This is a genomic window from Bacillus sp. XB1, assembly GCF_053557995.1.
Map to the genome: position 1 here is coordinate 408,012 of NZ_JBNRIL010000001.1, position 12,593 is coordinate 420,604.

At 34.7% G+C, this 12,593-nt stretch carries 13 protein-coding genes; 8 read left to right on the plus strand and 5 right to left on the minus strand.

The window, feature by feature from the left end; translation table 11 throughout:
* The first annotated feature begins 48 nt into the window (after positions 1–48).
* On the plus strand, positions 49–429 hold the full coding sequence (locus ACK1U5_RS02020; RefSeq protein WP_000340642.1) for a winged helix-turn-helix transcriptional regulator: 381 nt from the start codon (positions 49–51) through the stop codon (positions 427–429).
* Between the two features lie 90 nt (positions 430–519).
* On the opposite strand, the gene ACK1U5_RS02025 is transcribed toward ACK1U5_RS02020, so the two are convergent.
* From ACK1U5_RS02025 to ACK1U5_RS02035, 3 genes are all read right to left on the minus strand, one after another.
* Positions 520–1,119, minus strand: coding sequence for a hypothetical protein (locus tag ACK1U5_RS02025; RefSeq protein ID WP_000914244.1), 600 nt, complete (start codon positions 1,117–1,119; stop codon positions 520–522).
* A gap of 221 nt (positions 1,120–1,340) precedes the next feature.
* Positions 1,341–1,652 carry a hypothetical protein gene (locus ACK1U5_RS02030; RefSeq protein ID WP_061139078.1) on the minus strand — a complete coding sequence of 104 codons (312 nt, stop codon included), beginning with the start codon at positions 1,650–1,652 and terminating at the stop codon, positions 1,341–1,343.
* A gap of 157 nt (positions 1,653–1,809) precedes the next feature.
* Positions 1,810–3,087 (minus strand): histidine--tRNA ligase, encoded by a 1,278-nt coding sequence (locus ACK1U5_RS02035; protein ID WP_061139079.1) that lies wholly within the window; start codon positions 3,085–3,087, stop codon positions 1,810–1,812.
* A 339-nt stretch (positions 3,088–3,426) separates the two neighbouring features.
* Between ACK1U5_RS02035 and ybaK the strand changes: the two genes are divergently transcribed.
* Both ybaK and ACK1U5_RS02045 read left to right on the plus strand, forming a co-directional pair.
* Positions 3,427–3,903: a Cys-tRNA(Pro) deacylase gene (gene ybaK, locus ACK1U5_RS02040; RefSeq protein ID WP_000710861.1), complete on the plus strand. Its 477-nt coding sequence runs from the start codon at positions 3,427–3,429 to the stop codon at positions 3,901–3,903.
* Between the two features lie 303 nt (positions 3,904–4,206).
* Positions 4,207–4,347 carry a hypothetical protein gene (locus ACK1U5_RS02045; protein ID WP_001156924.1) on the plus strand — a complete coding sequence of 47 codons (141 nt, stop codon included), beginning with the start codon at positions 4,207–4,209 and terminating at the stop codon, positions 4,345–4,347.
* 293 nt (positions 4,348–4,640) lie between these two features.
* Here ACK1U5_RS02045 and ACK1U5_RS02050 read toward each other — a convergent pair whose 3' ends face one another.
* The gene (locus ACK1U5_RS02050; protein WP_000566272.1) at positions 4,641–4,970 is read right to left on the minus strand and encodes a hypothetical protein; all 330 of its coding nucleotides are present in this window, start codon (positions 4,968–4,970) and stop codon (positions 4,641–4,643) included.
* A gap of 513 nt (positions 4,971–5,483) precedes the next feature.
* Here ACK1U5_RS02050 and ACK1U5_RS02055 point away from each other — a divergent pair.
* Positions 5,484–5,840, plus strand: coding sequence for a hypothetical protein (locus tag ACK1U5_RS02055; protein WP_001229425.1), 357 nt, complete (start codon positions 5,484–5,486; stop codon positions 5,838–5,840).
* 500 nt (positions 5,841–6,340) lie between these two features.
* The gene (locus ACK1U5_RS02060) at positions 6,341–7,168 is read left to right on the plus strand and encodes an endonuclease I family protein (RefSeq protein ID WP_000672200.1); all 828 of its coding nucleotides are present in this window, start codon (positions 6,341–6,343) and stop codon (positions 7,166–7,168) included.
* A 157-nt stretch (positions 7,169–7,325) separates the two neighbouring features.
* On the opposite strand, the gene ACK1U5_RS02065 is transcribed toward ACK1U5_RS02060, so the two are convergent.
* A complete protein-coding gene (locus tag ACK1U5_RS02065) occupies positions 7,326–8,756 on the minus strand; it encodes a YfcC family protein (RefSeq protein ID WP_069604965.1) in 1,431 nt (476 codons plus the stop codon).
* A gap of 199 nt (positions 8,757–8,955) precedes the next feature.
* Here ACK1U5_RS02065 and rraA point away from each other — a divergent pair, with 199 nt between their 5' ends.
* The 3 genes from rraA (at position 8,956) to ACK1U5_RS02080 (ending at position 12,573) form a co-directional block, all read left to right on the plus strand.
* Complete coding sequence (gene rraA / locus ACK1U5_RS02070) at positions 8,956–9,435, plus strand: ribonuclease E activity regulator RraA (protein WP_000266033.1); 480 nt, start codon at positions 8,956–8,958, stop codon at positions 9,433–9,435.
* A gap of 339 nt (positions 9,436–9,774) precedes the next feature.
* A complete protein-coding gene (locus ACK1U5_RS02075) occupies positions 9,775–11,676 on the plus strand; it encodes a DUF4430 domain-containing protein (RefSeq protein ID WP_061139081.1) in 1,902 nt (633 codons plus the stop codon).
* Positions 11,677–11,733: 57 nt separating this feature from the next.
* Positions 11,734–12,573 (plus strand): DUF4430 domain-containing protein, encoded by an 840-nt coding sequence (locus ACK1U5_RS02080; protein ID WP_000048895.1) that lies wholly within the window; start codon positions 11,734–11,736, stop codon positions 12,571–12,573.
* Positions 12,574–12,593: the final 20 nt, after the last annotated feature.

Genomic DNA, 12,593 nt, shown 5'->3' on the forward strand with positions numbered 1-12,593 from the left:
GTGTTATAGTATCAAAAAAGATACTATTGTTAAGGGAAGGGATTTATTATGGATTGTTCAAATGAAAAAAATATAAATTACCCATTTTTAAATAAATATTCTTGTCCAGTTGAAGCGATGGTAGAGGTGATTGGTGGAAAATGGAAAGGTGTTATTTTGTATCATTTATTAGATGGAAAAAAGAGATTTAATGAATTAAAAAGATTAAAACCTAATATCACACAAAGAATGTTAACACTTCAGCTTAGAGAACTTGAAGCAGATGGCATCATACATCGTGAAGTATACCGTGAAGTGCCACCTAAAGTAGAATATTCGTTAACCGATCTTGGTGAATCACTACGTCCAGTGATTCTATTAATGATGGAATGGGCAACTCATAATATGGAGAAAGTTTTGGAGAGTAGGGATACGAAAAATAATAATTAAGAGTTGAAATTAGTATAGACGAGATATGTGAAATAGTTGTAGAAATAAAAGGTGTTTCCATACGTGAAAACACCTTTTATTTCTATATTTTTACTTTTTAACTTCAACTGCTGAAGTTGGAAAGTTATTTAAGTTTGCAATTTGGCCATACCAATCAGCGTGTTTAAAAACAACACCTTTTCCATATCCGTCCGTTGAAGTACGTTCCCATAGCGTTGTTGAATAGCTAGCAGTGGGGGATGCTGTACGTACAGAAACAATTTGATTTTGCCAACTAGCAGACAAGTTTTTATAACCGCTACTTAGAGAAAAATACTCGCTACCTTGATTTGTGTGTTTATAGAAGTCTGTACTACCAGGTCCGCTTCCACCAACACCAAGGGGAGTGATTGAATTATTCAACCTTTGTTTATCTTTTTCAATAAAAGACTCTAAACTTTCTTTGCTCGAAAATCCATAAGATAACCAGTCTCCATTTTGATTTTGTTTCGGTAGAACTAATGTTATTTTTACGTCTTTCTTTGATGGAGCACTCAATTTGTTAAACGAATCAACAGTCTTTTCATCTACAGTTACATATTCGAAAGAGGAAATCGAATAATCCTTTTCGGTACTAGCTGATACTAATCCCACTCCTCCAGTTAACGACGAAACAGTTAATAATGCACCTGCTATCAACTTTTTAAGCATGGATTCATCTCCTTAAAACTTAGATTTTTTACATAACTAAAATGTATGTTAATTTGAATGTTTTATAAATATTTAGAAATTTATAAAAATTAAACAGAATATTCTTTTATTATTCTGGAGTAAGGAAAGTAATTAAAAATGAAAAAAGGTTTACTTAAAAAGTAAATCCTTTTTGCTGACCTATTTCAAAACTCAATGGATTAAAGTTTCATTTTATCCATCTATGAATCATAAACTTCTTTTGCATTCGTAGAAGCAGCATCTAATATAAGGAAAATGGCTGCTATAATATGTAGAACGATTACTATATAAGGAAAGAAGGCAACTAGAGTAACGATAATGCCGATATAATGAGGGTACGTATTCATGTCTACTTTTTTAGCTAATAAAATAGTAGTGATATGCAACACAATCAATAGAAGTAAAGGTATCCCATATAGGTTAACGTGACTTAGAAATAAATAATAACAGGGAAGTAATAAAAGATGATAGATCCCTGTAGTCCACTTTAGTGCTTGGATGTAGGTTTTCAAAGTTAATCCTCCTAAAACAATTCATATCTATATATTGCCAAAAATAATGAATAATTTGATATTATATATTTGTAGCTTTGAGTAGATTGTAATTATTTTATGTAAACTAATTATAATCTATAAAATAGAAAAACCACCCAAACGAGGGTGGTTCGTATTATAAATGACTACTTAAAGAAGAAATCGGAACCTTTACCTCACTACCTTCCTTCATATTCCGCAACACAACAGTGTTTGTACTAAGTTCGTCTTCCCCAATAATAAGCACATAAGGGATATTTTCTTTATTGGCATAATTAAGGGCGCGTTTTAATTTGCGTCCTGCTAGTTCAAGTTCGACTTTTAAGGAAGTGGTGGAACGTAATTGCTGGGCAATTTGTAAGCATTGTAATTCTGTCCCGAGCGGGATGATAAATAGATCCGCTGTAGATGAGATTGTTTCTTTCTGCGATAGTGCTGCATAAATAACGTCTAAACCGAATGAGATACCGACTGTTGGATAGTTCATACTATCACCACGGAATGCTCCGATAATGTTATCGTAACGGCCGCCGCTACCTATGCTAGATGTAATTGAGCCATCTTTTAGGAAGATTTCATATACAGTACCTGTGTACATTGTCAGTCCTCTTGCTAAAAACGGATTGAATATCGTATTTTCATTTATTCCGAGAGCGATTAAATATTGCTGTAATTGTTGCAATTCGTTTACTCCATCGGCAACGAGTTGGTTATTGAAAGCTTCTTTAAAGTCAGCTATTGTAAGCTTTAGACAAGATAATACAGTATTACATATTGTATCAGCCATTTCTTCAGAAATTCCGCGCTCTAATACATCTTTTCGTACACCATCAATCCCAATCTTTTCGATTTTGTCTAATGATAAAATGACGTCATTTGTTAATTCAGTAGGGATGTTAATGGCCTGAAGAATACCATTTAACAATTTTCGGTTATTATATTGAATCGTTATCTCTAAGTTTAATGTTCGGAACAGCTCAAACGCCATGCTCATGAGTTCCGCTTCAGCCATGACTGATTCTACACCGACAATATCAACGTCGCATTGTATAAATTCACGAAATCTTCCTTGTTTAATTGGCCCATTTCGAAATACTTTCCCAATTTCATAACGTTTAAAAGGGAGGCGGAGGTTCGGATTCATTGCCACAACTTTTGCGAATGGAATAGTTAAATCGTATCGTAAGGCGAGCTCACGTTTTCCTTGATCTTGAAGTGTATATATTTCTTTTAATATTTCATCACCACCGCCGTACTTGTAAGACATAAGCTCATACATATTTAACGTCGGCGTTTCTAAAGGTTTGCATCCGTATCGTTCAAACGTATCTTCACAAGCTCTTTTAATTTTATTTCGCAGCACTTGTTCCTCTGGTAAATAGTCTTTCGTTCCTTTTACATTTCTCATTTCCATTGTAATCACTCCTTTTTAAATTAAAAAAAGCTATGTGAGTATAAAAATACCCACATAGCTTTATGAACGCTTCGTGGGTCAACAGGAAAAGCCCTGTACCCACGAAGAAAAATTTTTCTTCGGATACACGGCGTTACGTATGATGATGAAGTTGGAAAGAAGTATTAAAATTTCGCATTACAAATCTCTCCTTAACATAAGTTTTTCCAAATTATATCAGATGATTTTTGAATTATCAATATTTTTAGTTTTGAAATATACGTGAAGTTATGTAGGAGAAATGGAAAAGGGTGTATAATAAAACTTAATAATATGAAATAACCTTTTAAGGAGAACGTTATGAAAAAAGATAAAACAAATGCGATGCGAATATTAGATAAAGAAAAAATTGAATATTCGATGATGTCATATGATCCAGACGATGGGAAAATTGATGGCGTATCAGTAGCCGAGAAAATTGGACGAGAAGTGAGAGAAGTATATAAAACGTTAATCGCTCAAGGGAATAGTAAAAATTATCATGTGTTTATTATTCCGGTAGATGAGGAACTAAATTTAAAAGCTGCCGCAAAAGCAGTAAGTGAAAAGAAAATTGAAATGATTCCTGTTAAAGATATTACGAAAGTGTCAGGATACATTCGCGGCGGTTGTTCACCAGTTGGAATGAAAAAGCTATTTTCTACATGTATTGATGAAAGTGCCCAATCACTTGAAACGATGATAGTGAGTGGCGGGAAAATTGGTATACAAATTGAGCTTAAAGTAGAGGACTTGGCGAAGGTAACGAGAGCGCAGTTTGGTGAGGTAACGAAGTAATGATACATAGGAAAAGAAGTTCTAGTTTTATCCCGCTATTTGCCGGGCAGTAAGACCCTCATCTCAAATTTCAGCGGAAGCAAAGAAATTAGGTGGGGATCAACTGCCCGTAAAAGCCCGATTGGTGAGGGTTGATTAAAGTTTCACTTTATTGAATTTAGATAATAATTTATAGGATAGTTAGTCCGTTATGGGGCTGATTATCCTATTTTATTTACAAACTGGATAAAGATTGAATGTTTAGTTTGATATAGGCATGTAATCTGAATTGTTTGTTTGGCTTTGGGAGAAGGTAAATCCTCGATGCAAGAACTTGAAATAAACAAGCAGGGTTTATTCTTAAAGATAGACAAAGAACAGGAGAGTGTTTTAATGAGGAGTCAAGAAATATCCATAAGAAAGCACAAATTGGGGGATGCCAGTATTTTTGAAAAAACACGCTAATAGTATGCAAGATTTTATACAGTTTTTTGGCTAATCCAGTAACAAACAAGAGCACTAAAACCACGTTAGGATAGGAATGTATATAATATGTATAGATTCATAGAACTAAAAAAGGGTTCACTTGTGAGAGCAGGGTTGTCCTTTTTCCTCGCTAACGCTAATGATGGGTTATGTTAACCTCATATGTATAGAATATACAGTTAACTAAAAATGAAAAGTTTACAATTAAAAATGAACAATAAAAAACAGTAATGTAAAATCACTACTGTTTTTTATTGTTTCTTATAAGTGAATCATTTGTACTCCTGTCTATATAATTTAAACGAATAAATAGCTCCAATAAAGAATACAAAAGCTTCAAATAATATAAAGATTTGACGGAAATTCTCAATATCTTTACCAACTAAAGAAATAAATATAGCATTCATTAGAATTTGAGTAGTAAACATACGAGAAGTAATTTTTAAATAAATAGTATTTGTTCTTTCAACCGGTTTACCAATTTTTTTGTAAATAATAATAAGTGCAATTACTGAACCCAAAAATAGAAGTGCTGTAAGTCCTACAACGATATTAAAATTGGCTGTACTTTCTAACATCCATTTATTTAATAGATCAATCATTATTATCTTCCTTTCCTACATAAGAGAATATTTTGTTCTTCTTTTTCACTATAATAAAAAAAGGAAAAAGAAAACATCGAACTTTCTTACAAACATTCGTGTATTCTTACAGTTTTGTCATTTTGTAAATGTATTCATCGCCCTGTTTTTCACTATTTTCTTTGGAAAACATAGTGAATTACGAGAAAGGGCGCTACAAAATCAACTTCCGAGAACAAAAATTATGTAAATAAGCTGTTCACTGGATTCTCGTAGAAAACTGTGGTGAGATAAAATTTTTGATTTTGTAGCACTTTAAAATCTTAGCTAGAGGGCTATTTATCGGTATCCCACAATAAAAAGGCAGGAACATATCAAATATGCTCCTGCCTTTGATTTTATTAAGTTTAATATCTATGACCTAAATATAATAGAATTTGGAGCTTCTTTTTATTTTAAGTAAATTGGGTAATTAGACTATAACATTAATGTTTATCGTTGAATATAATAATAATATAATGGAGGTGATGTTATATGGCTCTTACTACAGGACCAATTGAAAACGTAGGAAATCAACCTGCTAATGCAAATAGAGTTAGGGTGAAAATCCTTAACCGTACTGCGGGCCCACTTACTGGAGTAGCTAGAGTTTTTAGACTTGACGGTTCATTAGTATTAATTGAACAGGTAAACTTCAATGTGAATTCTAATGCTTCTACTTTTGCAACTCTAAGTTTAGTTCATCCTACTTTTGGACAAGCATTTGAATATGAAGTTCAAATTGTTCCTAATCAACCTGGTGGACTATATAGTGTTTATGGACTAACAGCTGAAAATGTTATTATTACTGCACAACGTGTTGTGAACGCAGAATTGACACAGTTTCTTTAATTAAAATAGATTGGTGCCTACATGGTATCCAATCTATTTTTGTGCGTATTATTCAGGGAAAGAAAGGTTTTACACAAAAATAAAGACAGTTATGGAAAAGGGAAAAGTCGAGCTATCATCTTGATTTTTATTATTTCTGTCTTAGATTGTATCTGTTTTGTGGCACGGTTTTCTTTGAATGCATTTTATTCAAACTGTTTTTTAAAGTATTTATCAAATATGCATTATTGCATAAATAAATTTAAATTTATAAGTTAATATTAAACTACTTTTAAATTGTAAAGAATATTTTAATAATCTTTATAGGAGAAGGATATTTCTTGTTAAAAGTGAAATTGTTTGGAATGTGAATAAATAAAAAGTTTAGAAGTGATACAGACTGGATAGAGTCTTGTATTAAATAAACAGAAAAGGGGTAGGGGTTTCTAAAAGGTTTCGGGAGTTAGAAAGCATTTTTTAGTGAATAGCTTCAAATTATATTTTAAAGGGGAAATGGGTATATGAAGTTTCGAAATACAAAGCTTGCTATGATTACACTGTCTTCATTTTTTATTTTAGGTTCTGCATCTCTATCATTCACAGATACTATACACGGTGAAGTAGCTTCTGCATCAGCACAAGAGATTATTGTGAAAAATTATGACGATACATATTATAATAACGCAATAGGAAAAACGGGTTTAGAATTAAAGAAGGAACTGCATAATATTATTGATAATCATACAAAGCTATCATACAGTGCGGTTTGGGAAGCGCTAAGAGATACTGATGAGGACCCAAATAATAAAAATAATGTGATACTCTTATATACTGGTCGTTCGCAAGGGAAACTTACGAATGGATCAGGAGTAAATAACTGGAACCGAGAGCATGTTTGGGCAAAATCTCACGGTGACTTTGGAACGACTGCAGGACCTGGAACAGATCTACATCATTTAAGAGCGACGGATGTATCTGTAAATAGTTCACGTGGAAATCTAGATTTTGATAATGGTGGTGTGAATCATTCTGAAGCGACAGAGTGTAAATATGATAGTGATTCTTGGGAACCTCGTGATAGTGTAAAAGGAGATATTGCTAGAATGCTGTTTTATATGGCTGTTCGTTACGAGGGAGACAACGGCGAAATAGATTTAGAACTGAATGAAAAAGTAAATAACAATAAAGATCCATACATGGGGAAACTATCTGTCTTATTAAAATGGAATGAACAAGACCCGGTCGATGATTTAGAGCGAAAGCGTAATGAAGTGATTTTTACAAAATATCAACATAACCGCAATCCTTTTATTGATCATCCTGAATGGGTAAATAAAATCTGGAACTAAGATCTTTAAAGGTATTATATTTTGATAAAAGGGATTGATCATTATGATCAATCCCTTCTTATATTTTTACTAGAATAAATGATTTTTATAGGACTAGTGAGGGAAATAGAATAGATATTTATATGGAACGATAGTACTTATTTATCAAGTTAAGTATTTAGTAAGGTCCCCACTCAATATTCACCCCAACAATAAGAAAAACAAGTCCTATGATAAACCAAATGAGTGCAAGTGGAGCCATGAAACGAATCCATTTTCCATAAGAAATCCCGCTTGCTGCGAGAACGCCCATTAAAACACCGGAAGTTGGATTAAGGCAGTTTACTACACCCTCGCCGAGCATAACAGCCTGTACTGTAACTTGGCGTGTAATGTGCATGAAATCAGCTAATGGAGCTAATATCGGAATAAAAATAACCGATTCTCCTGTCCCGGATGAAATAAGGAAATGTAATGCAGCACTACTTACGTACATACCGATAACGCCAAATACAGGGCTTTGTCCTTCAAGAGACTGTGCGAGCTGGTTAACGATTGTATCAAGTAATTTTCCTTGTTCTAAAATGACTGAAATACAGCGAGCCATTCCGACGATTAAAGCACCATATATGAGATTTTGGCAGCCCGCTAGAAAAGTAGAAGCGATATCGTTTGCTTTCATGCCACCTATTATTCCGGCTGTAATTGCTATGAAAATAAAAGTAGCGGTCATTTCTGCGTCCGTCCAATGTAGACGAAAAGCGCCTATTAAAAATGCAATTAATGATAAAGCTGAAACGAGTAAAATTAATTTATGACGTATCGTCCAAGGAACTTCTTTTTTCTCTGCTTCCTTTTCGCTTGAAAGAGCGTTACTTGGAAACCAGTTATCGCCAAGAATGCTTCCTTTATTCGATTTTTTCAAGCGCTTTACATACCAATTAATATAAAGGATAGTGGCAAGTAAAAAAGATATATAGATAGCTGTGCGTAAACCAATTCCCGAAAACATCGGAAGTTCTGCGATCTTTTGTGAAATGCCTAAAGGTGAGGGGGATAAAATAGTAGCGTTAAAACCAGTATAAGTGCCTAAATAAATAATTGCTACACCGACGATAGCGTCCCATTTTAATGTGCGTGCAACGATGATACCGATGGGGATAAAACCGATAACTGAATTAACGATAATGCCAGTCGTTCCGAGAATAGAAAAAAGTGCGGCAACGATACAAATGAAAAGTAATTGCTGATTACGAAATTTGTTAATAACATGATAGATTAAACCGTCAAGAGCACCTGTTTTTTCAAGAATGGCAATGGCACCGCCTGTAAATAAAATTAAAAAGATGATCGGAGCAGCAAGTGTCATTCCTTTTTCAATAGCGGTAAAAAAAGAAACAAATCCTACAGGTGATTGCGGAACAGAATGATAGCTTCCCGGTATTGTCGTTGTAACGGTCCCGTTTGTAACTCTTTTAAATTCTCCAGCAGGAACGAAATACGTAGCAATGGCGCAAAGTAAGGCAATAAAAAATAGTAGTACGTACGCATCAGGCATTTTAAACTTTTGTTTACTAGGTTGTTTTTTTGCCTCAGTTTGTATTTGCATAAAATTCCTCCTTCTTCACTTTATTAATTTTAATATTCTGAATTCAATCTGTGAAATAGATTATAATAAAGGTAGCTTCTTAAGGCAATAGTTTTTGTATCCTTTTCCCGTACATACAAATTATTGCAATATTAGACAGGGAAACGATAATAAGCCAAGAATATGTTATGTAGAAAGAAAAAGGAAAAGAGGGAACAAGATGTGGAAAACTACAGATCTATGTGATGAGTTTGAAAAGGAATTACAAATATGTCGCCAGTCTTTTCGGTCTTTTGGGAAGAAAGAACAATTCCACGGGAAAATTGCAACTGTAAAAGTGAAAGATGATAATGTACTAGTGAAGGAAGGATTGCAAACATTACCAGAAGGAACAGTATTAGTTGTTGATGGCGGAGCGTCTAGGAATTGTGCGTTACTTGGTGATAATTTGGCAGCTATTGCGGAAGAAAGAAAGCTAGCAGGAATTATTGTGAATGGGTATGTTCGTGATTCTAGTGAACTAAAGAATATTAATATTGGTATTTTAGCGTTAGGGACAATGCCAAATAGAAGTGTGAAAGAAGGAAAAGGAGAACGAAATATTTCATTGCATTTTGGACAAGTGGATTGGAATCCAAATGAATATGTTTATGCGGATGAAGATGGCGTCATTATTAGTGAAAAGAGTTTACATAGTTAAGAGTTAATAAGTTATTATTCTTAGAAAATAAATCCGATAAAGCATGGACAAAATTCTTTGTCAATAGTAAAATAATACAGAAATTTAAAATTTACAGAATGTATAGGTTTATCTTTTTACGATAACTTAAATGGGAGTAAGTTGTGCCAAGAAAAGTGAATGTTATCACAATGATACGTTCATAAACAAAATTATTTTTCCTATACAAATATAGCCGCGAATAATGCGGGTAGGAGGTGTTGTACATTTTTGTTCGACACTTACAAAAAGAGAGTGTCAATCGCACGCCCTTGAAGGGCCTTTTTTTGTGTAAATGGTAGTAAGGGAGGAAATTTTGGGATGGCAATGTTGAAAAAGTGGCTGCTTACGTCGTTAATGGCAGTGACACTTGTATTTGTTTCTTTTGCGAATACAGTACATATTACGTTTGCTGAAGAAAATACAGCAAAACTTGCAATTATTGGGGAATCACAAAAAGGCATTATGTTATGTCCGAAAGAAGAGCAAATTAAAGATGGGGAAACAGCTTTAAGTTTGCTGCAAAAGGTCATGGGGGACAAGGTAGAATCTGAAACGATGTCGTTTGGAACATATGTAAAAGGCATCGATGGTTTAATGGCCGGGGCTACAAGTGCTTGGCTGTATGATGTAAATGATAAGTCTGCAGAAGTCGGAGCAGATAGTTATAAATTAAAATCTGGAGATGTTGTTGTCTTTCGCTTTGTTTCAGACTGGAGCAATATAAGCCAGGAAACATTGAAAGAAACGTTAGATAAGTTCGGGACGTGTAAAACAGAAGAACCTAACGGTGGCAAAACAGAAGAACCAAAACCAGAAGGTCAAGACGGTAAAACACCAGATGGGAAAAATCAAGGTGACCAAGACGGTAAAACGCCAGATGGGAAAAACCAAGGTAATCAAGACGGTGAAAAACCAGATGGGAAAAACCAAGGTGATCAAGACGGTGAAAAACCAGATGGGAAAAACCAAGGTGACCAAGACGGTGAAAAACCAGATGGGAAAAACCAAGGTGACCAAGACGGTAAAACGCCAAATGGGGAAAAACCAGAACAACCACAGCAAGAGAACATTCAAGTTCCAAGTGCACAATTAAATGAAGCCATTTCTAAAACATCAGACAAGATGTTACAAGATGGAATTGAAAGTGATTGGGTAGCTGTAGCGCTTTCTCGTTCTGGAAAGAATGTGCCAATTGAGGCAAAATTAAATTATGTTAAGTCAGTAACTGAAAAAGTAGAAAAGCGCATTAATCGTTTTTCAGCGACAGATTTAGCTAGAACAATTATTATGATGAATGCAATGAGTGCAGACCCTAAAAATGTAGGTGGACATAATTTAGTTCAAAAATTGTATGAGTCAGATAAAGTGAATTCTGTTACAGGTTATGCATTTGCTTTACTTGCATTTGATACGAAGAAGTATGAGATTCCAGTTGAATCAAAATGGAACAGAGTTGCTCTAGTGGAAGCACTGTTAAATAATCAGCATACAGACGGTGGATGGACTTATAATAGTTCAGGTAGTAAAGATAGTGCTAGTAGCGTTGATGTAACAGGTATGGTTTTATCAGCATTAGCTCCTTATCAAGAGCGATCAGATGTGAAACCAGCTATACAAAAAGCTGTTGCGTATTTATATAACGAACAGCTGCAAAATGGCGGTTTTTCAGCTGATGGACAAGAAAATTCAAATAGTACTGCGCAAGCAATTATTGGATTATCGCTTGTTAAAGATGTAGATCAAAATCGTCTTCATAAGGCAATGCAAAACCTATTATCATATCAACTTTCAAATGGTGAATTTAAATGGTTACCAAGTGATCAAAATGGTAACGGAATGGCTACAGAACAGGCTCTTTTAGCATTACTTCAATTTAAGGAAATGGGAAAATCTATTTATGATTGGTCTAATGTAGACGCTGGTGATGTAATTAAGCCAAAACCGATTGAAGAGCCAGAAAAGGTCGTTGAACCAGAAAATAATGTAGTAGAAAAAGAAGTTACTGAAGAACCGAAAGAACAAGACCAAGTACAACAAGAAACAAAAGATGAAAATCTAAAAGTAGTTGTAGATAACGAACCGGTTAAGAATAAAAAAATCGGAAACGGTAACAGTCTACCAAAAACAGGAGCATCTTCTCATAGTGCAGCAACAGAAGTAGGTATGGGTGTATTATGTATTGCTTCTGCATATGTATTATGGAGACGTAAAGCAGCTTAACAAAAAATTAGGAGCAAATATTTGCTCCTAATTTTCGTATGAAAGGTGAGAGATAGGATGAGTAAGGTGAAATGGTTCATTTCTTTACTGCTTTCGCTCGGGCTACTTGCCGGATGTGAAGAGGCAGCTGTAAAGCCTGAGAAGAAGGTAGAACCGAAGCAAGAAGAGGTAGCGAAACAAGAAGAACAAAAAGATGAAGCGAAGCCGGAAGAAAAAACAGAAGAAAAGCAAGCTGAATCAGAGCAAAAGCAGCAAGAAGAGCAGAAAGAGAAACAAGAACAAAAAGTAGAAGAGAAGCCGAAAGAGGAAAAGCCGCAGGCACAATCAGAGGTAAAGAAAGAAGAGAAACAACAGGAACAACCGAAAGAGCAACCTGCTGTAAATAAGCAACCAGAGCAGCAACAAGTACAAGAAGAGAAACAACAACCGAAAGCACCAGAAGTAAAAGAAGAAGCAAAGGTTGTGAATCAGCCGAAAGAAACACCGAAGCAGGAGCAAAAAGTTGATCCGAATAAAGAGGAGAAAACGATACCGACTCCGGCAGTACCAAAACCTGAACCACCAAAACCAGATCCAGTACCAGTACCGAAACCGCAAGCAAAACAAGTAACAATCTCGGTAAAAGGAAATAACGGATATATAATGGGTGCGAAAAAGATGGATGTACAAGATGGCGATACTGTGTATAAAGTATTACAACGTACAGGATTAGATGTTGATGCAAGCGGATCTAGAGATAGTATTTATGTAAAAGGTATTAATGATTTATATGAAAAAGATATTGCGGATACTAGTGGATGGAAATATCGTGTGAACGGTGCTTTTCCAAACCATAGTGCTGGTGTAGCTACGGTAAAACCAGGAGATACAATTGAGTGGGTATACGTATTACAATAAGAAAGGCATTCGGTAAAGGG